Here is a 20136-nt window from a genome sequence, read left to right as displayed (position 1 = left end):
CTCACTCCCCCAACCGCGCGTTCCGTTCCGCGCTCTCCCGCGCCGTGTCGCCCCAATCGGGCATCGGCATCCGCCCGGTCGCATTCTCCCGGAACGGTTCGATCGTCGCATCCCCGTGCAACAACCCCGACAGCTTCGCATGCATGAAGGCGCGCAGCACATCGTTCATCCGGGGTTGATAGCCCGGACCCATCGACTTGAACCATTTCACCACATCCGCGTCGAAGCGGACGGTGAGCTGCACCTTGGCGCTGTCCCGCCGGTCCGCGATCTCGTGCCAGTCGGGCGGGATGCGGCTTTCGATCCAGATGCGCGAATGCATGTCCCATTCGAACCGGCGCATCGCGTCGACGAGGTAATAGTGATGCTCCCGCTCGCGCGCATTCAGCCGTTTGTCGGTATCCGCCATTCTGCCCCCCAGACTTTCGACGGGGGCAGATTCCGACAAATCGGTTAAAATTCGCTGTAGGGGCGCTGTCGTGACAGATGCACGACAGCTTCCCTACAGGGTCACGACGGAAATCCTGCGGCGGGTCGCAGTTACCTGTGCGCCGCGTAAATCTCGACCACGCGGGCCACGGCGGCCTCCAGCGACAGCTCCTCGCTCTCGCCCGTCTTGCGGCTCGTCAGCTCGACCACACCGGCCCCCAGACCCCTTGGTCCGACCGTGATCCGCCAGGGCAGACCGATCAGGTCCATGGTCGCGAATTTCGCGCCCGCCCGTTCGGCACGGTCGTCGTAAAGCGGCTCCAACCCCTTGGCGGACAAGGCTTTGTAAAGATCCTCGCAGGCCGCGTCACAGGCCGCATCGCCCTGTTTGAGGTTCACGATCCCGACATGGAAAGGCGTCACGCCCTCGGGCCAGATGATGCCGTTCTCGTCATGGCTCGCCTCGATGATCGCGCCGACCAGACGGCTCACGCCGATCCCGTGCGAGCCCATGTGAACCGGCACCCGGCCGCCTTGGCCGTCATCGACCAGGGCGCCCATCGCATCGGAATATTTCGTCCCGAAATAGAAGATCTGGCCAACCTCGATCCCGCGCGCAACCCTTTGACGCTCCACAGGAATCTGGGCGAAAACCTCGGGGTCGTGGGTCTCGTCGGTCCGGGCGTAACGGGATGTGAACTCTTCCAGGACAGACTGGCATTGTTCGACCGAATCGTAATCGATCTCCCGGTCGCCAAAGCGCAGATCGGTGATCTCGCTGTCGTAGAACACTTCGCTCTCGCCCGTTTCGGCGAGCACAAGGAATTCGTGGGTGTCGTCGCCCCCGATCGGCCCCGAATCCGCGCGCATCGGGATCGCCTGCAGGCCCATCCGCTCGTAGCTGCGCAGGTAGCTCACCAGGTGGCGGTTATAGGCGTGAAGGGCGTCTTCCTTCGTGAGATCAAAGTTGTAGCCGTCCTTCATCAGGAACTCGCGCCCGCGCATCACGCCGAACCGCGGCCGCACCTCGTCGCGGAATTTCCACTGGATGTGATAGAGCGTCAGCGGCAGATCCTTGTAGCTGCCCACATGCGCGCGGAAGATGTCGGTGATCATCTCCTCGTTCGTCGGACCGTAGAGCATGTCGCGGTCATGCCGGTCGCGGATGCGCAGCATTTCCGGGCCATAGGCGTCGTAACGCCCCGATTCCCGCCACAGATCCGCCGATTGCAGCGTCGGCATCAGCATCGGGATATGGCCCGCGCGGATCTGTTCCTCGTGCACGATCTGCTCGATCCGCTTGAGCACCTTGTAGCCCAGCGGAAGCCAGGAATAGATGCCGGCGCTCGCCTGCTTGATCATGCCCGCGCGCAGCATCAGGCGATGGCTGACGATCTGCGCCTCGGAGGGCGTTTCCTTGAGAACGGGCAGGAAATAACGGCTCAGACGCATGGGAAACCCTTTGGCCAGATGTGTTGGCCGACGCATACGCCAAAGGGTTTCGCCTCACAAGGCGGCGATCCCCAAAGGGGTCGGCCATCCTGCGCAAAGCCCTGCAAAAAAGCCCCCGGATATCTCCGGGGGCCAGTCCAACAGGGAGGATCGGCGTGACGAGGGATCACGCCGGGGCAAGTGACCCGGAACCGAAGATCAGGACACTGAACACAACGAGCACGAGGAACACGAGGGATACTGCAAGGGTATTCAGAACACTCATTACGATGTCTCCGGTCCGGGTCACCTGCCAGAAGCTCTGCAACTGCCGTGCCAAGCCTCAGCGAACCCTAGACCGAAAAGTCCTACCGAAGTGTTACGCCCCGCCCTTGACGATGGGGACGACACCCATGGCCGTGGCAAGCGCCTTGAACCGGGCCTGCGCCACTTCGCCAAACAGGTCGCGACCCGCATCGGTGTGCAGCGTCAGGATCAGTTCCTGGCGCTTGGAGCGAAAAGCGAGCGTCCCGTGATCGGATGGATTGGCCACCGCGAACATCGCCCCGAACCGCATCGCGCGGCCAAGGATTTCGGCCTCCCGCACCTGCGCCTCGGGCAAAAGATCAAGCAGGGCAGGGTCGAACCCTGTTCCCGTCCGGCTCGATTTGTAGCGGTGCAAGAGCGCCAGACCCAGATAGACCCGTTCCGCATGGGTCATGCCGCCAAGGTTGGCGCGGGTCGCATTGTCGAAACAGACCTCGGCCCGGTAATCGGGATGCGCGCGCCAGCTGACATCATGCAACAGGCAGGCGGCGCGGATCAGGCGTTTCTTGTCGGCACGGGCGCGCGGGAACAGCGGCTCGACAAAGCGGTAGAGCTGGCGGCCAAAGCCCGGCATGCGCGCCGATTGCGCCTCGGAATGGCGGGCGGCCTCGATCAGGGGATCGCGCTTGCGCAAGGCCTCGGACATCTGTTCATACAGCAGCCCCTCGCGGATGCCGTAGGAGGATACGGCGATTTCGCGCGGCTTGAGCTTGCGCACCAGAACGCGCAGCACCTCGGCGGCATGGGGGACAAGGCGCATCCGATCCATGCTTGTGCCGGTCGAATTGCGCAAAGCCTCCAGATCCGTCTTGCCGATATACTTGATCGTGTCGAGAATGCCCTGCGGCGTCATCCGGTATTCGTGGAGCACCTTGAGCGGATAGCCGCGCCGTTCCATGTCGATGCGCGCAATCGCCCGCCAAGACCCGCCGACCAGGAACAGCCGCTCGCAGCTGTCGTCGAATTCCTGTGACAGCTTGGCGACCTCGGCCTTGATATGGGCGCGCAGCGCCTTCTTGCCGCCGGTGATGCCCATCAGCTTGAGCGGCCCCAGATCCGATGTGGCCCGGCGCCCGACCTTGCCGCTGCCCTCGAGCTCGGCCAGTTCCATGGACGATCCGCCGATGTCGCAGATCAGGCCCTCGGCCCCCGGCCACCCCAACAGCACGCCCTGCGCCGACAGCCGCGCCTCTTCGGTACCGTCGATGACGCGAATCTCGAGACCGGTTTCCCGGCGCACGGCCTCCCGGAAATCGGGACCATCCTCGGCGTCGCGCACGGCGGCTGTTGCCACCGCCAGAAGCGGCGCGACCTTCGCCGCCTCGGCCAGACGGGCAAAGCGCTTGAGCGCGACCATCGCGCGTGCCTTGCCCTCGGGGTTGAGCCGGCCGGTTTCGGAAAAGCCGGCCCCAAGCCCGCAGAGGATCTTTTCGTTGAAGAAATAGGCCGGGCTGCGGGCGGCACCGTCAAAGATCACCATGCGGACCGAATTCGATCCGATGTCGATCACGCCGACGCGTTGCAGCGATTGCGCCTCGGGCCCGTCGAAGAGCGGTACGCCGAACGGTCCCCATTCGGGGTGATGTTCGGGGCCGCCGGGCGGCGTTTCGGCGCGCATCTGCCTGACCATGCGGCCCTTTTGCACGGGCCACCCGCAGGCGTCAATCGCGCGCTTGTGCCGGTCAGTCGTGACTATGCGTCAGGTCGGGCACATCCTTGGCCCCCGCCGACCCCCGCCCGGAAAGCGAGGGGTTTTCCATGAAGAAGCGATGGCAGGAAAACGGGTTCTCGATGACGGACAGGTCGGGCCGCTGAAAACTGCCATCGGGTTGCAGCACCCAGCTTTGCGCCACATCGGCCAGATTGGCCGCCATGATCTGGCTGACGATCTGCGCCTTGACGGTGGGGTTGCGGCATTCGACCAGCGTTTCCACGCGACGGTTCAGGTTGCGGCCCATCCAGTCCGCCGAACTGATGTAGACGCGCGCCTTTTTCGACGGCAGCCCGTGGCCATTGCCGAAACAGATGATCCGCGAATGTTCGAGGAACCGGCCCACGATGGATTTCACGCGGATGTTTTCCGACAGACCCTTCACGCCGGGCCGCAGGCCGCAGATGCCGCGCACCACCAGATCGATCCGCACGCCCGCGCGGCTTGCCTCGTACAGCGCGTCGATCACATCGGGGTCGATGACGGAATTCATCTTGACCCAGACCATGGCGGGTTGGCCAGCCTTGGCATGGTCGATCTCGGCCTTGAGCCCGTCGAGGATCGTGGATTTCAGCGTCAGTGGCGAGATCGACAGGTTTTCCAGCCGCTCGGGTTCGGCATAGCCGCCGACGTAATTGAAGACCTTGGTGGCATCCCGCCCCAGCGCGTCGTCGCAGGTGAACAGGCTCAGGTCGGTGTAGATGCGCGCGGTGATCGGGTGGTAATTGCCGGTCCCGAAATGGGTATAGGTGACCAGCCGGTCGCCCTCGCGGCGCACAACGGTGCTGATCTTGGCATGCGTCTTGTAGTTGATGAAGCCGTAGATCACATGCGCGCCCGCGCGTTCCAGCTTGCGCGATTGGCGGATGTTGGCGGCCTCGTCGAAGCGGGCCTTCAGCTCGACCAGTGCCGTGACGGATTTCCCGTTTTCCGCCGCCTCGCACAGCGCGTCGACGATGGGGCTTTCGTTGGAGGTGCGATAGAGCGTCTGCTTGATCGCCACGACATTGGGATCGCGTGCCGCCTGGCTCAGAAAGCGGATCACCATGTCGAAGGTTTCATAAGGGTGGTGCAGCAGCATGTCCTTTTGCCGGATGGCCGCGAACATGTCGCCGTCATGGTCCTGCACCCGTTCGGGCACCCGCGGCGTGAAGCTGGGCCAAAGCAGGTCGGGCCGATCATCCACCACCAGTTCCTTGAGCCGGACAAGGCCGATCATCCCCTTGACCTCGACCACTTCGGTATCCTTGACGTGCAACTGGTGCACGATCTCGGCCTTGAGGTCGGCAGGCGCGCCCGCGCTGATCTGAAGCCGCACCACCTCGCCCCGGCGGCGGCGCTTGAGCGCGGTTTCGAATTCGCGCACCAGGTCTTCGGCCTCTTCCTCGACCTCCAGATCGCTGTCGCGCAAAACGCGGAACAGGCAGGATCCGGTCAATTTGTAGCCCGGAAACAGCGCCCCGATATGCAGGCGCAGCAGGTCTTCGAGCGGCAGGAACCGCATCTGCCCCTCGGGGGCGGGCAGGCGGATGAAGCGGTCGATCTGGCCGGGAATGGGCAATAGAGCCTGAAGCACACGCCCGTCCCGGTCCCGCGTCAATTGCAGCGCCAGCGCGATCCCTTCGTTCGGGATGAAGGGAAAGGGATGGGCCGGGTCGATCGCGAGCGGCGACAGAACCGGGAAAACACGGGCGAAAAACGCCTCCTCCAGGTGCTTTCGGTCGGCGGCCGTCAGTTTGGACTGGCTGACGACGCTCAGGCCATGGGTTTCCATCTCGGCCCGAAGCGCGTTCCACGCCGCCTGTTGATGCTGCATCAGGCGGCGCGCATCGGCGTTGATCAGCTTGAGCTGTTCGGCAGGTGTGCGGCCATCGGCGGCGGGGGTCATGTTGCCCTCTTGCGCGAGTTCGCGCAGGCCCGCGACGCGCACGGTATAGAATTCATCGAGATTGCCCGCCGAGATCGACACGAACCGCACCCGCTCCAGAAGCGGCACACGCGGGTTCCCTGCCTCTTCCAGTACGCGCCAGTTGAAGGCGAGCCAGCTCAATTCGCGGTTGAAGAAGCGCTGCGGCCCCGTGATCTGCGCCTCGGGCAGGGTCACGGGTTCGGGCAGGGGGGCGGTCAGAAAATCGGCGAAACTCATGCGCTTGAGCCTAGTGCGGTTCGGTGACGGTTGCGTGACACTCGGGCACCATGATGCGCCGGGGGCAAAGTGGCGTCGAGAGGCGATCGGATCACGCGCCCAGACGCGCGATCACCGCCTTGACATGGCGCAACCCCGGTTTTTGCTTTGCGGCCAGCGCCTCGGCATCGAGGGCGGCGACGAACCGTTGCACGTAATCCAGCGAACGTTCGATCCGGGGCAGGATATGGGCGACCAGCGCGGGCGTCAGCGCCATCTGCCGGTCGGCGGACAGCTTCACCAGAACGGCGGCCATGAGCGCGTCATCGGGGGGCGACAGGGTCAACTGGCCCGCCTGCTGCATCCGGCTCTGGAGGTCGGGCAGGCTCACGCCCCAACGGTTGGGCGGTGCGCGCCCCGTCACCAGCAGCGCGCAACCCCCATTGGCACAGGCATTGTGCAGGTGAAAGAGCGCCTCTTCGGCCTTGGGCAGACCTGCGATCTGGTCGGCATCCTCGACCACCAGCGCCCCGCTTTCGGCAAGGGCTGCGGGATCATGGCCGGGCATGTCCGCGCCTGCGATGATCCGCGCGCCTGTCTGGGTGGCGAAGACATGGGCCAGATGCGTCTTGCCCGACCCCGCAGGCCCGATCAGGAGCATCTTGCCCCCCGGCCAGGCGCGCCAGCCATCAAGCCCCGCAACCGCCGCCGCATTACTTTGGCAGACAAAGAAATCCGCGCGCCCCATCGCTGCCCGGAACGGCAGGTCGAGCACAAGTTGACGTGGCATCAGGCGTCGTCCCCGTCACCTTTGGCCAAGCGGCCCGCCAGCCCCTTGTAGAGCAGTCCGGCCTTGTATTGCTCGATGGCAAAGCGCACCAATACCCCGATCGCCGCCGCGACCGGCACCGCGACCAGCATGCCAACAAAGCCGAAGAGCGTGCCGAAGGCCGAAAGCGCAAAGATCAGCCAGACCGGGTGCAACCCCACCGAACTGCCCACCAGCTTGGGGGTCAGGATATTGCCCTCGACCATCTGGCCGATCTGGAAAATCGCGGCGACGGCGACGATCAGCCACCAATCCCCCCAGAACTGAAAGAGCGCCAGCCCGACCGACAGCGCCCCGCCCACCAGCGCGCCCACGTAGGGAATGAAGGTCAAAAGCCCCGCAACCAGCCCCACGACCAACCCGAATTGCAGCCCCACCACCATCAGCGCGACCGCGTAGAATGTGCCGAGGATCAGGCAAACGGTGCCCTGGCCCCGGATGAAGCTTGCCAGCGTCCGGTCGATCTGGCCGGCCAGCATCCGGATCGTATCGGCATGATCGCGCGGCAAAAGCTCGTCGATACGGGCAACCAGCCGGTCCCAGTCGAGCAGCATGTAAAAGGCCACGACCGGCACGACGACGAGAAACACCAGAAGGTTCACGACACCCGCCGCCGAGGTCAGAAGCTGTTGCAGCAACTCGCCCCCGCGCGCCTGGATCGTCTCGCCGATGGAGCCCAGCGATTGGCGCAGCGGCGAGCCATTGTCCATCAGCTGCGGAAAGCGTTCGGTCAGCCATGTCCGCAACTGGTTGAACAGGTCGGGCGCAGCCTGGATCAGATCGTTGCTCTGCTGGATCAGGAGCGGGATGATCACCAGGAGCGCAAGAATGACGACCCCGAGCAGGAAGACGAAGATGAGGACCGTCGCCAGCACCCGGCTCAGGCCCATCCGTTCCAGCCGGTCGGCGACAGGATCGAGAAAATAGGCGATGGCCGCACCGACGAGAAAGGGCAGGATCACGTTCCCGAGCGCCCAGAGCAGGAACAGTAACACCGCCGTGGCGATGCCCCAATAGGTCACTTGCTGTCGGACGGGCAGGGCCATGCGCTCTCCTGTTACTGGCCCCTAGATGCGTCACGCTGGGCCACCGGGCAAGGGGTGCCGTTCGGCAGGGTGCGGAAAACGCGTGTTTTCCGGTCGGGAAAACTGCGGTTTTCCCGACCGAAAACCTGCAGTTTTTCGCCCCTCAGGCCGCGCGTGCTGCGCGGATCAGTGACAGGATATCCTTGGCCGCATCGGGGATGTTCGTGCCGGGGCCAAAGATCGCCTTGACCCCTGCCGCCTTGAGGAAGTCGTAATCCTGCTGCGGGATCACGCCGCCACAGATCACAAGGATATCACCCGCCCCCTGCGCCTTGAGCGTCTCGATCAGCTTGGGGGCCAGTGTCTTGTGGCCTGCGGCCTGCGACGAGATGCCGATGACGTGGACATCGTTGTCGATGGCATCCTGCGCCGCTTCCTCGGGCGTCTGGAACAAGGGGCCCACATCCACGTCAAAGCCGATATCGGCAAAGGCCGTGGCGATGACCTTGGCGCCCCGGTCATGGCCGTCCTGGCCCATCTTGACCACGAGCATCCGGGGGCGGCGGCCCTCTTCCTCGGCGAATTTTTCCACGTCGGCCTGGATCGCGGCAAAGCCCGCATCGCCGTCATAGGCCGCGCCATAGACACCGGCGAGCGTCTTGACCTCGGCCCGGTGGCGGCCGAACACCTTTTCCATCGCCATGCTGATTTCCCCCACGCTGGCCCGCGCACGCGCGGCTTCGACCGCGGCCTCGAGCAGGTTGCCACCCTCTTTGGCGCGCCGTTCCAGTTCGGTCAGCGCGCTTTGGCAGGCGGCCTCGTCGCGGCCCGCGCGCACGCGCTCGAGCCGGGCGATCTGGTTGTCGCGCACCTTCATGTTGTCGATGTCGAGGATGTCGATCGGATCCTCGACCTCCTTGCGGTACTTGTTCACGCCGACGATCACCTCTTCGCCGCGGTCGATCATGGCCTGACGGCGGGCGGCGGATTCCTCGATGCGCAGCTTGGGCATGCCGGTGGCGACCGCCTTGGTCATGCCGCCCATCTCCTCGACTTCCTGCATCAGCGCCCAGGCCTGTTCGATCAGGTCGCCGGTCAGCGCCTCGACGTAATAGGAGCCCGCCAGCGGATCGACGACGCGCGTCACACCGGTTTCTTCCTGCAAGATCAGCTGGGTGTTGCGCGCGATCCTGGCCGAAAACTCGGTCGGCAGCGCGATGGCTTCGTCCAGCGCGTTGGTGTGCAGCGATTGCGTGCCGCCCAGAACCGCGCTCATCGCCTCGTAGGCGGTGCGGATCACGTTGTTGTAGGGGTCTTGTTCCTGCAAGGACACGCCCGAGGTCTGGCAATGGGTGCGCAGCATCTTGGAGCGTTCATCCTGCGCGCCGAACTCCGTCATCACCCGGTGCCACAGCGTGCGGGCCGCGCGCAGCTTGGCGATTTCCATGAAGAAATTCATGCCGATGGCGAAAAAGAACGACAGACGCCCCGCGAATTTGTCCACGTCCATGCCGGCGGCCACCGCCGCGCGGACATATTCGCGCCCGTCGGCCAGCGTATAGGCCAGCTCCTGCACCAGGTTCGCCCCCGCCTCCTGCATGTGGTAGCCGGAGATCGAGATCGAGTTGAATTTCGGCATGTTGTCCGAGGTATAGGCGATGATGTCGGAAATGATCCGCATGCTCGGCTCGGGCGGGTAGATATAGGTGTTGCGGACCATGAACTCCTTGAGGATGTCGTTCTGGATGGTCCCCGACAGCACGCGGCGGTCATGACCCTGTTCTTCGCCCGTGACGATGAAATTGGCGAGGATCGGGATGACCGCGCCATTCATGGTCATGGACACCGACACCTTGTCCAGCGGGATGCCGTCGAACAGGATCTTCATGTCCTCGACGCTGTCGATGGCGACACCGGCCTTGCCCACGTCGCCCTCGACCCTCGGGTGATCGCTGTCATAGCCGCGGTGGGTGGCCAGATCAAAGGCGACCGACACGCCCTGTTGACCTGCCGCCAGCGCCTTGCGGTAGAAGGCATTCGATTCCTCGGCGGTCGAGAAGCCGGCATATTGCCGGATCGTCCAGGGGCGGCCTGCATACATCGTGGCCTTCACCCCGCGCGTGAAGGGCGCAAAGCCGGGCAGGCTGCCCATATGCGCCAAACCTTCGGTGTCGGCCTCGGTGTAAAGCGGCTTGACCCTTATGCCTTCCAGCGTGTCCCAGCTCAGGCCCTCGGGGTCTTTGCCGCGCAGCTCCGCTGCGGCCAGGCTGCGCCAAGCGTCAAGATTGCTGTCCGTCATCGGTCGATCCTCTTTTCTGTCCTGTCAGGCGCAGGGGGCACGCCCCGGCTGCCGGTGTCGGGCTGGTCCGGTCGCTGTCGCGGACGGCCCTTCGTGCTATTGTCATGCCCTTGCGGCAGCGCTGGTCGCATCTGTCCGAAATCCTTCGCTTTCCCGGGGCGAGTGCCTATATCCGATGGGAACGGAGGATGAATGCGACCGATCTTTCTTGCCCTTGCGGCATCTCTGACCATCGCGGGCCAGACCCCCGCCCAGACCGCCAATGACACGATCGCGGCCGCCGAGACGGGCGAGACCGGGATGGACGCCATTGGCCCGTTGGAAGCCCGCGACGCGACGCTGCTCACGCTCGAGGAATTCCAGTGGGTGGCGCGGCCCATCATCATCTTTGCCGACAGCCCCAACGACCCGCGCGTCGCCGAACAACTGGCCTTGCTTGCCGCGCGTCCGGCCCCCTTGCTGGAGCGCGATGTCGTCATCCTGGTGGATACCGACCCGTCGGCGCGCTCGGCGATCCGCACGGAATTGCGCCCGCGCGGCTTTTCCATCGTGGTCATGCAAAAGGACGGTGCCGTCGGCTTCCGCCGCCCCAGCCCCCGCGACGTGCGCGAGATCATTCGGGGCATCGACAATTTCTCGTTCCGGCAAGAAGAGCTGCGGATGGGGCAATAAGACCCCATCCCATCGTCGATATGCGGCAGGCGCTTGGTCACGGCGTCACTCGAACTCCATGATCACTTCGTCCACGGCCAAGCTGTCGCCCGGTCCGCATTTGATCGCAGCGACCACGCCCTTGCGCTCGGCGCGCAGGATGTTTTCCATCTTCATCGCCTCGACGGTGCAGAGCGTCTGACCTTCCTGCACTTCCTGTCCGACCTCCACATCGATGCGGACGATCAGCCCCGGCATCGGGCACAGCAGCAGCTTGGAGGTGTCGGGCGGCAGTTTCTCGGGCATGCGCCGGGCCAGTTCCGCCTGGCGCGGGCTGCGCACATGGACCTTGAGATCCGCCCCGCGCGTCCGGATACGGAAGCCGCCGGAAATCTTGCCGACCTTCAGAACCAGCGGGCTGCCATCGACCATCAGGCGGGCAAGGCTGTCGCCCGGCGTCCAGTCCGATGTCACGCGCATCGCGCGCCCGTCGTCAAAGGTCACTGTCGATCCGTCATGGTCGGCGGCGATGACCACCGGGAAATCCACCCCCTGCAAGGTCACCATCCAATCGGTGCCGACGCGGCGCTCGTGGTTGTCCATCCGACCCGACACGCGGGTGCGGCGAATTTCGGCCACGCGGTGCATCGCGGCGGCAGCGGCGGCCACGCGGGCCAGCGACCCCTCGTCCAGCGTCACGCTCTGGAAGCCGTCGGGATATTCCTCGGCGATGAAGGCGGTGGTGATGTTGCCGCTGGCAAAGCGATCGTGGTCCATCACGGCCGACAGGAAAGGCAGGTTGTGGCCGATCCCTTCCACCTCGAACCCGTCCAGTGCCACGCGCATCGCCTCGATCGCGCCTGCGCGGTCCGGTGCCCAGGTGCAGAGCTTGGCGATCATCGGGTCGTAGAACATGCTGATCTCGCCGCCTTCGAAGACGCCGGTATCGTTGCGCACGGCGGTTGCGCCCACCGGCGCTTCGCCCTGCCATTTGCCGGTATCATGCAGGGGACCTGCCTGAACCTCGACCGGCGGGCGGTAGCGGGTCAGCCGCCCGATGGAGGGCAGGAAGTTGCGATAGGGATCTTCGGCATAAAGCCGGCTTTCCATCGCCCAGCCGGTCAGCTTGATGTCGTCTTGGGCAAAGGGCAGCTTTTCGCCCGCCGCGACGCGGATCATCTGCTCGACCAGATCGACGCCGGTGATCAGCTCGGTCACGGGATGTTCCACCTGCAACCGGGTGTTCATCTCGAGGAAATAGAAATTCCGATCCCCGTCGACGATGAATTCCACCGTGCCCGCGCTGGTGTAGCCCACGGCCTGTGCCAGTGCCACGGCCTGTTCGCCCATGGCCTTGCGCGTGGCGGCATCGAGGAAGGGGGAGGGCGCCTCTTCGATCACTTTCTGGTTGCGGCGCTGGATCGAACATTCCCGTTCGCCCAGGTAGACGCAATTGCCATGCTTGTCGGCCAGCACCTGGATTTCGATGTGGCGCGGCTGGGTGACGAATTTCTCGATGAAGATGCGGTCATCCCCGAAAGAGGATTTCGCCTCGTTCTTGGAGGCCTGGAAGCCCTCGCGGGTTTCCGTCTCGTTCCAGGCGATCCGCATCCCCTTGCCGCCGCCGCCGGCGCTGGCCTTGATCATCACCGGATAGCCGATCTGTGCCGAGATCTTCACCGCCTCGTCGGCATCCGCGATCAGGCCCATGAAACCCGGAACGGTCGAAACGCCCGCTTCGGCGGCGATCTTCTTGGAAGTGATCTTGTCGCCCATCGCCTCGATCGCGGGGCTGGGCGGGCCGACGAAGGCAACGCCCGCCGCCTCGAGCGCCTCGGCGAATTTCATGTTCTCGGACAGGAAGCCATAGCCCGGATGCACCGCCTCAGCCCCGGTTTCCTTGATCGCGGCCATGATCTTGTCGATCACGATATAGCTTTCGGATGCCGGCGGCGGGCCGATGTGGATCGCTTCATCGGCCATCTTGACGTGCAGCGCGCCGCGGTCGGCATCGGAATAGACCGCGACCGTCGCGATCCCCATCTTGCGCGCGGTCTTGATGACGCGGCAGGCGATCTCGCCCCGGTTGGCGATCAGGAGCTTCTTGAACATGGTCACTGTCCCTTCCTTGCGGGGCTTTTGCCCCGTTCTGACGCAAAGAAGGCCACCGGGGGTCTTTCGCCCCGGTGGCCTTGTGTCGTGATGTCATGGATCGGCCCGAAGGCCCGTTGGTTCAGGCTTTCAGCAAAGACCGGCGTCGTCGCACAGCGCGCCACCGGCCGCGCCGAGGATGATGCCGGTGCCGATGCTGCCGTCAAAGGCTGCGGCGGTAAGCCCACCGGCCGCCGCACCGATTCCGGCGCGTTCGAGATCCGATGTGACACAGCCCGACAGCGCAAGCGCCGCGGCAAAGAGGGTTGCGGGAATATAGGTCTTCTTGATGGCGCGCATTCTGCGTCAGCTCCTGTCGAATTGCCTCGTGCCGCGCAGGATAGGTCCAAATTGCGCGGTGAGATAGCGGGGCCCGGCCTGCCCCCGATCTGCCTGCCGGAAAAAGGCGGTCGGCGCAGCAGGCTGGCCGACCGCATCGAAGGGGAAGGGTAACACGTCTTGTCGTCGTCGACCGCCATGGAATTGGGGACAGGGGCCGACACGACGACGATGCCACGAAAACCGGCCTGCGAAAGCCGGTTTTCGGGCCCTTGGCCGCCATGCGCGCGAAACCGCGCAACCCCGTATCCCGCTGGCAAGATCATGCCGAGCCATCCTCCCAGAAACCGTCGCCTTCGAAGGCCTCCGGGAAAGAGGCGCGCGCGCGTGGCTCGTCGATCATCAAGAGCGCCTCGTAGCTTTCGGGATCGAACGGGTCTTCGGCGGGGATCACCTCGCGGCCAAAGAGCCACGACAGCCGCCCCGCATCGAGATTGCCGCGCTCGAACGGCTGGTCACCGAAAAAGAGCCACAGCGCCTCCATGAAGGCGGCATCGGCGCGACGGTCTGCGGGTTTGCGGTCGGGATAGCGTTGGCGGGCGATCAGCTTGGTCGCGCCGTCCTTGTTCGCACGGCGGATGGTGAACTGGTAATCGGTGCCGGGGAAACGGCCCGGAAAGCCACGATGCTTGATCATGCCTGCGCCCCCGCCTGATGGGGCGCGGTCCGGGCAGGCGGTGCCGCCCGCCCGGGTTCTTGGCCTTCAGCGATACTTGTTCGACACCGTGTCTTGGGTGATCGGTGCGGGTTCGATGAAGATGATCTCTTCCTGCTCGGGCGCCGGAGCGGCGCAAGCTGCGACGCCTGCCACAAGGCCCAGGGCAAGAAGAGCTTGGATGATACGTGCCATCCCGCTCTCCTTTCGTATTGGGCCGCATCCGTCAGCGGGGCGGAGGCGGCCAGAGGTGCAGCCGAAAAGTTCCGACTGGCACCAAAGATACCCCGCTCTGCACTTTCTCCACAGGGTTTTCCACAAGCCGCGCGGCGTTGTGGCCGGGTTGCATCAAACCGCCGGGGGCTTGAGGATCGTTCCGCAAGATATTGTGGAAACATCAGAAAAGCTCCCAGATACAGTCGGCCCCAAGAAGCCGGTATTGTTCGAAAACCTGCAGGATCGCCGGGTCCGGCGTGCCGCGCGCGACAGGGGCCGCCATCATCTCGACCACCACGATATCGGGCGCCGAAGAAACGCTTGCCGCAGCAGGCAGCCCCCATGTCGCGCAGGCCCAATCCATGTCGGCGCGCAACGCGAAAGGGTCGGTCAATGCCTGCGCAAGCTGCGGTGCGATCAGGCGCACCACGGCCAGGCTTTCGCCCGACCACGGGTTTTCCTCGAACACCACGGCCTCCAGCGCCACGGTCATGCCTGACGGGGTCACGACCTCGCCCACGGGCCAGGGATCGGCCAGCGCGGCCGTGGGGCCAAGCGCCAAGGCGCCGACAAGGCCGAGGGCGGGCAACATCACGGGGCCGCCCCGGCGGGTCTGCGCGCCACGCAATCGATCTCGACCAAGGCACCGACGGCGAGCGCCGTCACACCCACCGTGGTCCGCGCCGGACGGCGGTCGGCGGGGAAAAAGCTTTGGTAGGTCTCGTTGAAGGCCGCGTAATCGCGTTCGAATTCCGTCAGATAGGCCCGCATCTGCACCACGTGGGACAGGTCGAGCCCCACGCCCTTCAGCACGATTTCGAGGTTGCGCATCACGGCCCGCGTCTGCGCCACCACGCCGTCGGGCAGGGGCGCATCGGGGGCTGTGGGATCGGTCGGCATCTGGCCTGTCAAAAGAACCCAGCCATCCGCCTCGACCGCATGCGAAAACGGCGCGACGGGGCGGGGGCCACCAGTGATCATGTGAAAGATGGGGTCAGTCATGCATGGCTCCGTAGGGTGGGCAATTTGCCCACCATTCCTGATGCGGTGGGCAGATTGCCCACCCTACAGCGGAATGTTGTCGTGCTTTTTCCACGGCATCTGCTTGCGCTTGGTCCGAAGCTGCGCAAAGGCCCGGCAGACCCGTTTGCGGGTGGAGCGCGGCTGGATCACCTCGTCGATGAAGCCACGCTCGGCCGCGACGAAGGGATTGGCGAAGCGATCCTCGTATTCCTTGGTATGGGCCGCGGTCTTTTCCGCATCACCCAGATCGGCGCGATGGATGATCTCGACCGCTCCCTTGGCCCCCATCACGGCAATCTCGGATGTGGGCCAGGCATAGTTGATGTCGCCACGCAGATGTTTGGACGACATCACCACGTAAGCCCCGCCATAGGCCTTGCGGGTGATCACGGTCACCTTGGGCACCGTCGCCTCGCCATAGGCAAAGAGCAGCTTCGCGCCGTGCTTGATGACGCCGTTGTATTCCTGGCCCGTGCCGGGCAGGAAACCCGGAACATCGACAAAGGTCAGGAGCGGGATCTCGAAGCAATCACAGAACCGGACAAAGCGCGCGGCCTTGCGGGCGCTGTCGATGTCCAGAACGCCCGCCAGCATCATCGGCTGGTTGGCGACCACGCCGACCGTCTGCCCCTCGAGCCGGATGAAGCCCGTGATGATGTTCTTGGCAAAGTCTTCCTGGATCTCGTAGAAATCCCCTTCGTCCGCGACCTTCAGGATCAGTTCCTTCATGTCGTAGGGCTTGTTGGGATTGTCGGGGATCAGCGTGTCGAGGCTTTCCTCGATCCGGTCCGGGCTGTCGTAGAAGGGGCGCACGGGCGGCTTTTCGCGGTTCGAGAGCGGCAGGAAATCGACCAGCCGCCGCACTTCGGCCAGCGCCTCGACATCGTTTTCAAAGGCGGCATCGGCCACGCTCGACTTGCGGGTATGGGTGGTGGCGCCCCCAAGTTCTTCGGCGGTGACCTGTTCGTTGGTCACCGTCTTGACCACATCGGGGCCGGTCACGAACATGTAGGAGCTGTCCTTCACCATGAAGATGAAGTCGGTCATGGCCGGCGAATAGACCGCGCCGCCCGCGCAGGGGCCCATGATCATGCTGATCTGCGGCACCACGCCCGAGGCTTCGATGTTGCGCTGGAACACCTCGCCATAGGCGGCAAGGGAGGACACGCCTTCCTGGATGCGCGCGCCGCCCGAGTCGTTGATGCCGATGACGGGCGCGCCGTTCTGCATCGCCATATCCATGATCTTGCAGATCTTGGCGGCATGGGTTTCCGACACGGACCCGCCCAGAACGGTGAAATCTTGCGAAAAGACGTAGACCATGCGGCCGTTGATCGTGCCCCAGCCGGTCACGACGCCATCGCCGCGGGGCTTGGATTTCTCCATGCCGAAATCGGTGCAGCGATGGGTGACGAACATGTCGTATTCTTCGAAGGACCCTTCGTCGAGCAGCAGCTCGATGCGCTCGCGCGCGGTCAGCTTGCCCTTGGCGTGCTGCGCATCGATCCGTTTTTGGCCGCCACCCAGCCGCGCTTCGTTGCGGCGATGCTCGAGCTCTTGCAGGATGTCCTTCATCCGTCTCCCCTTCCGGCTGGTCTGGCCCCTCGTCGTGATCAGCCTTAGCGCAGGCGGGGCCGGGTTGTCGCGGACCCTAAGGCCGCAGGGGCCGCGCAGGCGAGTCCGAATGCGCATATTTGCAAATATGTTTGCCGTGCGCGGGATCATTTAGCAAAGCTGCGAATTCACCCCCGGCTCCCCCTCGCCGCAACCCCGGCGGTGGAGTACATGCGCCCATCACCCCAGCCCGAGACCCGCCATGCCGCAGATCCCCGTGCCCGTCGCCACCATCGGCCTTCTGATCCTGTCCAACATCTTCATGACCTTTGCCTGGTACGGCCATCTGAAGTTCAAGACCGCGCCGCTTCTGGCGGTGATCTTGATCAGCTGGGGCATCGCCTTTTTCGAATATCTTCTGCAGGTGCCCGCCAACCGGATCGGGCATGGCCATTTCTCCGCCGCCGAGCTCAAGACGATCCAGGAGGTCATCACCCTGACCGTCTTCGGCATCTTTTCCGTTGTCTACCTGCGCGAACCGTTGGCCTGGAACCACCTTGTGGGCTTTGCCCTGATCGCGGCGGGGGCCTTCTTCGTGTTCCACCGCTGGACCTGAGCGCACAGCCGCCCGTGCAGGCCCGCACGTCGCACGGGCTGGACCCGGGGCGCGCTTGGGCTTAATTCCGTTGCCATGGCAACAATCTCTCCGGTGCGGTTTCTCGATCGCGCGACCCCGCCCCACATCTTCACGCTGATCGTTCTGACGGGTCTCGGGGCCTTGTCGATGAACATCTTCCTGCCGTCGCTGCCGCAGATGACCGAGCATTTCGCGACGGATTACCGGCTGATGCAGCTGTCCGTCGCCCTCTATCTCGCGGTGAATGCGGCGCTCCAGGTCCTGATCGGCCCGATTTCGGATCGCTACGGGCGGCGGCCCGTCCTGCTCTGGGGGGTGGGGGTTTTCCTGATCGCTACGCTCGGCTGCCTTTTCGCCCCCAATATCGAGGTCTTTCTCTTTTTCCGCATGATCCAGGCGGTGGTCGTTGTCGGCCTCGTCCTGGGGCGGGCGGTGGTGCGCGACATGTATCCCGCCGACCAGGCCGCCAGCCAGATCGGCTATGTGACCATGGGCATGGCCGTGGTGCCGATGATCGGGCCCGCGATCGGGGGCGTGCTCGATCAAAGCTTTGGCTGGCAGGCGAATTTCTGGCTGCTGTTCGGGCTGGGGCTCTTGGTCTTGCTGCTCACGTGGCGTGATCTGGGGGAAACGGCGCGCGCGACCTCCAGCAGCTTTGGCGCGCAGGTCCGCGAATACCCGGAACTTCTGCGCTCGCGCCGGTTCTGGGGCTATTGCCTTGCCGCCGCTTTCGCCTCGGGGGCGTTCTTTGCCTATCTCGGCGGGGCACCCTATGTCGGGTCCGAGGTCTTTGGCCTGTCGCCTGCCGCCGTCGGTTTCTATTTCGGTGCGCCAGCGTTGGGGTATTTCTTCGGCAACTGGATATCGGGCAAGTTTTCGGTGCGTGCGGGCATCAACGCGATGATCCTGTGGGGAACGATCATCTCGGCGGGCGGGCTGATCGCCTCGCTGTTGCTGTTCTTGCTGGGGTTCAAGACGGCACTTGTCTTTTTCGGGTTCATGACCTTCGTGGGGCTGGGCAACGGCATGGTCCTGCCCAATGCCACCTCGGGGATGCTGTCGGTGCGGCCACATCTGGCGGGCACGGCCAGCGGTCTGGGCGGCGCGATCATGGTGGGCGGCGGCGCTGCACTTTCGGCGCTGGCGGGCATCATGCTCACCGGCGGCAACGGGGCCTATCCGCTGATCTGGATCATGCTCGTCGCCTCGGTCCTTGCCGTCCTGTCGATCCTCTACACCATCCGCCGCGAGCGCGAGGTGCAGGGCTGAGGCTTGCGCCAAGATTTGCAAAGCGTCACACTGACCTTGCAAATCAGATCGGAGGCGCGATGTCCCCCGCCAAGCTCTATGTCGGCGCCAAGCTGCGCGAGATCCGCACGCGGCTTGGCCTGACGCAAAAGGATTTCGCGGCGAAACTTGCCGTGTCGCTGCCCTATCTGAACCAGATGGAAAACAACAACCGCCCGGTCTCCACCGCCGTGGTGCTGGGCTTGGCGCAGGAATTCGGCGTCGATGTCACCGAATTGCGTGCGGGCGATGCCGAGCGGCTGGTGTCGGACATGCGCGAGGCGCTGGCCGATCCGGTCTTTGTCGATGCCACCCCGCCGCTTGCGGACCTCCGGCTTGCGGCCTCCAACGCCCCGGCACTGGCCCGTGCCTTTCTTGACCTGCACCGGGCCTATCGCCAGACGCATGAACGGCTCGCCAGTCTTGACGAGGCGCTGGGGCAGGACCGCCGCGCCGCCCCCTCCCCCTGGGAGGAGGTGCGCGATTTCTTTCATTACTGCGACAATTACATCGACGCCGTCGACCGCGCCGCCGAACGCTTTGCCGGGCAGGCGACGGGCGATCTGGCCTCGCATACCGAAACCGTTCTGGCTGCCATGGGCATCACGCTCAGGCTCGAGGCGGGGCAGGGCGTGCGCGCCTATGATCCCGCAACCCGTGTCCTGACGCTCAGCCCCCGTGCGGCACCCGAAACCCAACGCTTCCAGCTTTTGCACCAATACGCGCTCTTGGGTCAGGCCCAGCTGATCGAGGCGACGCTCGATCTGGCGCGGTTCCAATCCGACACCAGCCGGGAAATCGCGCGGATCGGCATGGCCAATTATTTCGCGGGCGCGGTGCTGATGCCCTATACCCGTTTCGCCAGCGCCGCGCGGGAAACGCGCCATGACCTCGAACGCCTCTCGATCCAGTTCGGCGCCTCCATCGAACAGGTGGCCCATCGCCTGTCCACGCTGCAAAGACCGGGGGCAAAGGGCATCCCCTTCTTCTTCGCCCGCGTCGATCAGGCGGGGACCGTGACCAAGCGCCATTCCGCGACGCGCCTGCAATTCGCCCGTTTCGGCGGGGCCTGCCCCTTGTGGAACGTGCATCAGGCCTTCGAGACACCCACCCGTTTCCTGCGCCAACTGGCCGAAACGCCGGACGGGATGCGCTATGTCATCATCGCCCGCGACGTGTCGAAATCGGGCGGGGCATGGGGCACGCCCACGCGCCGCTTCGCCATCTCGCTGGGGTGCGAGGTGAAACATGCCGCCGATCTGGTCTATGCCGACGGGCTCGACCTGGACCGCGACAGCGCGTTCCAGCCCATCGGGATATCGTGCCGGATCTGTGACCGCGCCCAATGCCACCAGCGCGCCGTGCCGCCCCTGGAGCGGCATCTGGTGGTGGACCCCAACCGGCGCGGGACGCTGCCCTACGAGATCGGGCGTTGACGCGCCCGCCC

The 20136-nt window shown here is 64.7% G+C and carries 18 protein-coding genes; 4 read left to right on the top strand and 14 right to left on the bottom strand.

Annotation, left to right across the window (positions count from 1 at the left end; genetic code table 11):
* Position 1: 1 nt before the first annotated feature.
* The 7 genes from AABA51_RS12365 to scpA all read right to left on the bottom strand — a co-directional run bounded on the left by AABA51_RS12365 (position 2) and on the right by scpA (position 10176).
* Complete coding sequence (locus AABA51_RS12365; protein ID WP_338272214.1) at positions 2-409, bottom strand: BrnA antitoxin family protein; 408 nt, start codon at positions 407-409, stop codon at positions 2-4.
* A gap of 131 nt (positions 410-540) precedes the next feature.
* The gene (proS, locus tag AABA51_RS12360) at positions 541-1881 is read right to left on the bottom strand and encodes a proline--tRNA ligase (protein WP_338272213.1); all 1341 of its coding nucleotides are present in this window, start codon (positions 1879-1881) and stop codon (positions 541-543) included.
* A 358-nt stretch (positions 1882-2239) separates the two neighbouring features.
* The gene (locus tag AABA51_RS12355) at positions 2240-3817 is read right to left on the bottom strand and encodes a Ppx/GppA family phosphatase (RefSeq protein ID WP_338272212.1); all 1578 of its coding nucleotides are present in this window, start codon (positions 3815-3817) and stop codon (positions 2240-2242) included.
* Positions 3818-3869: 52 nt separating this feature from the next.
* Entirely contained in the window at positions 3870-6044 is a 2175-nt protein-coding gene (locus AABA51_RS12350; RefSeq protein WP_338272211.1) for an RNA degradosome polyphosphate kinase, read from the bottom strand.
* A gap of 91 nt (positions 6045-6135) precedes the next feature.
* Complete coding sequence (locus AABA51_RS12345; protein WP_338272210.1) at positions 6136-6813, bottom strand: DnaA ATPase domain-containing protein; 678 nt, start codon at positions 6811-6813, stop codon at positions 6136-6138.
* Positions 6813-7898 carry an AI-2E family transporter gene (locus tag AABA51_RS12340; RefSeq protein ID WP_338272209.1) on the bottom strand — a complete coding sequence of 362 codons (1086 nt, stop codon included), beginning with the start codon at positions 7896-7898 and terminating at the stop codon, positions 6813-6815. The genes AABA51_RS12345 and AABA51_RS12340 overlap by 1 nt, the downstream gene beginning before the upstream one ends.
* 142 nt (positions 7899-8040) lie before the next feature.
* A complete protein-coding gene (gene scpA, locus AABA51_RS12335) occupies positions 8041-10176 on the bottom strand; it encodes a methylmalonyl-CoA mutase (protein WP_338272208.1) in 2136 nt (711 codons plus the stop codon).
* Between the two features lie 192 nt (positions 10177-10368).
* Between scpA and AABA51_RS12330 the strand changes: the two genes are divergently transcribed.
* Positions 10369-10848, top strand: a complete 480-nt coding sequence (locus tag AABA51_RS12330) for a DUF4174 domain-containing protein (protein ID WP_338272207.1) — start codon at positions 10369-10371, stop codon at positions 10846-10848.
* Between the two features lie 45 nt (positions 10849-10893).
* On the opposite strand, the gene AABA51_RS12325 is transcribed toward AABA51_RS12330, so the two are convergent.
* From AABA51_RS12325 to AABA51_RS12295, 7 genes are all read right to left on the bottom strand, one after another.
* Positions 10894-12939, bottom strand: a complete 2046-nt coding sequence (locus AABA51_RS12325) for an acetyl/propionyl/methylcrotonyl-CoA carboxylase subunit alpha (protein WP_338276567.1) — start codon at positions 12937-12939, stop codon at positions 10894-10896.
* A gap of 129 nt (positions 12940-13068) precedes the next feature.
* On the bottom strand, positions 13069-13278 hold the full coding sequence (locus AABA51_RS12320; RefSeq protein ID WP_338272206.1) for a hypothetical protein: 210 nt from the start codon (positions 13276-13278) through the stop codon (positions 13069-13071).
* Positions 13279-13579: 301 nt separating this feature from the next.
* Positions 13580-13954: a hypothetical protein gene (locus tag AABA51_RS12315; protein ID WP_338272205.1), complete on the bottom strand. Its 375-nt coding sequence runs from the start codon at positions 13952-13954 to the stop codon at positions 13580-13582.
* A 66-nt stretch (positions 13955-14020) separates the two neighbouring features.
* Positions 14021-14167 (bottom strand): hypothetical protein, encoded by a 147-nt coding sequence (locus AABA51_RS12310; RefSeq protein ID WP_338272204.1) that lies wholly within the window; start codon positions 14165-14167, stop codon positions 14021-14023.
* 202 nt (positions 14168-14369) lie between these two features.
* Positions 14370-14780: a DUF6497 family protein gene (locus AABA51_RS12305; protein ID WP_338272203.1), complete on the bottom strand. Its 411-nt coding sequence runs from the start codon at positions 14778-14780 to the stop codon at positions 14370-14372.
* Positions 14780-15190, bottom strand: coding sequence for a RidA family protein (locus AABA51_RS12300; protein ID WP_338272202.1), 411 nt, complete (start codon positions 15188-15190; stop codon positions 14780-14782). Before AABA51_RS12300 ends, AABA51_RS12305 begins: the two co-directional genes overlap by 1 nt.
* 63 nt (positions 15191-15253) lie before the next feature.
* A complete protein-coding gene (locus tag AABA51_RS12295) occupies positions 15254-16786 on the bottom strand; it encodes an acyl-CoA carboxylase subunit beta (RefSeq protein WP_338272201.1) in 1533 nt (510 codons plus the stop codon).
* A gap of 241 nt (positions 16787-17027) precedes the next feature.
* Between AABA51_RS12295 and AABA51_RS12290 the strand changes: the two genes are divergently transcribed.
* The 3 genes from AABA51_RS12290 to AABA51_RS12280 all read left to right on the top strand — a co-directional run bounded on the left by AABA51_RS12290 (position 17028) and on the right by AABA51_RS12280 (position 20125).
* Positions 17028-17381: a DMT family protein gene (locus tag AABA51_RS12290; protein ID WP_338272200.1), complete on the top strand. Its 354-nt coding sequence runs from the start codon at positions 17028-17030 to the stop codon at positions 17379-17381.
* 75 nt (positions 17382-17456) lie between these two features.
* The gene (locus tag AABA51_RS12285; protein WP_338272199.1) at positions 17457-18671 is read left to right on the top strand and encodes a multidrug effflux MFS transporter; all 1215 of its coding nucleotides are present in this window, start codon (positions 17457-17459) and stop codon (positions 18669-18671) included.
* A 59-nt stretch (positions 18672-18730) separates the two neighbouring features.
* Positions 18731-20125 (top strand): helix-turn-helix domain-containing protein, encoded by a 1395-nt coding sequence (locus AABA51_RS12280; protein WP_338272198.1) that lies wholly within the window; start codon positions 18731-18733, stop codon positions 20123-20125.
* Positions 20126-20136 lie beyond the last annotated feature (11 nt).

Origin of the sequence: Roseicyclus marinus (assembly GCF_036322625.1) — a bacterium.
Lineage (GTDB): Bacteria > Pseudomonadota > Alphaproteobacteria > Rhodobacterales > Rhodobacteraceae > Roseicyclus > Roseicyclus marinus_A.
The sequence above is the reverse complement of the archived record's forward strand: the minus strand, read 5'-3'. Positions and strand labels throughout refer to the sequence as shown.

Excerpts from the sequence above, each read along its gene's own strand:
- AABA51_RS12365 (WP_338272214.1), bottom strand. The coding sequence starts at position 409 with ATGGCGGATACCGACAAACGGCTGAATGCGCGCGAGCGGGAGCATCAC.
- proS (WP_338272213.1), bottom strand. The coding sequence starts at position 1,881 with ATGCGTCTGAGCCGTTATTTCCTGCCCGTTCTCAAGGAAACGCCCTCC.
- AABA51_RS12355 (WP_338272212.1), bottom strand. The coding sequence starts at position 3,817 with ATGGTCAGGCAGATGCGCGCCGAAACGCCGCCCGGCGGCCCCGAACAT.
- AABA51_RS12350 (WP_338272211.1), bottom strand. The coding sequence starts at position 6,044 with ATGAGTTTCGCCGATTTTCTGACCGCCCCCCTGCCCGAACCCGTGACC.
- AABA51_RS12345 (WP_338272210.1), bottom strand. The coding sequence starts at position 6,813 with ATGCCACGTCAACTTGTGCTCGACCTGCCGTTCCGGGCAGCGATGGGG.
- AABA51_RS12340 (WP_338272209.1), bottom strand. The coding sequence starts at position 7,898 with ATGGCCCTGCCCGTCCGACAGCAAGTGACCTATTGGGGCATCGCCACG.
- scpA (WP_338272208.1), bottom strand. The coding sequence starts at position 10,176 with ATGACGGACAGCAATCTTGACGCTTGGCGCAGCCTGGCCGCAGCGGAG.
- AABA51_RS12330 (WP_338272207.1), top strand. The coding sequence starts at position 10,369 with ATGCGACCGATCTTTCTTGCCCTTGCGGCATCTCTGACCATCGCGGGC.
- AABA51_RS12325 (WP_338276567.1), bottom strand. The coding sequence starts at position 12,939 with ATGTTCAAGAAGCTCCTGATCGCCAACCGGGGCGAGATCGCCTGCCGC.
- AABA51_RS12320 (WP_338272206.1), bottom strand. The coding sequence starts at position 13,278 with ATGCGCGCCATCAAGAAGACCTATATTCCCGCAACCCTCTTTGCCGCG.
- AABA51_RS12315 (WP_338272205.1), bottom strand. The coding sequence starts at position 13,954 with ATGATCAAGCATCGTGGCTTTCCGGGCCGTTTCCCCGGCACCGATTAC.
- AABA51_RS12310 (WP_338272204.1), bottom strand. The coding sequence starts at position 14,167 with ATGGCACGTATCATCCAAGCTCTTCTTGCCCTGGGCCTTGTGGCAGGC.
- AABA51_RS12305 (WP_338272203.1), bottom strand. The coding sequence starts at position 14,780 with ATGTTGCCCGCCCTCGGCCTTGTCGGCGCCTTGGCGCTTGGCCCCACG.
- AABA51_RS12300 (WP_338272202.1), bottom strand. The coding sequence starts at position 15,190 with ATGACTGACCCCATCTTTCACATGATCACTGGTGGCCCCCGCCCCGTC.
- AABA51_RS12295 (WP_338272201.1), bottom strand. The coding sequence starts at position 16,786 with ATGAAGGACATCCTGCAAGAGCTCGAGCATCGCCGCAACGAAGCGCGG.
- AABA51_RS12290 (WP_338272200.1), top strand. The coding sequence starts at position 17,028 with ATGCCGCAGATCCCCGTGCCCGTCGCCACCATCGGCCTTCTGATCCTG.
- AABA51_RS12285 (WP_338272199.1), top strand. The coding sequence starts at position 17,457 with ATGGCAACAATCTCTCCGGTGCGGTTTCTCGATCGCGCGACCCCGCCC.
- AABA51_RS12280 (WP_338272198.1), top strand. The coding sequence starts at position 18,731 with ATGTCCCCCGCCAAGCTCTATGTCGGCGCCAAGCTGCGCGAGATCCGC.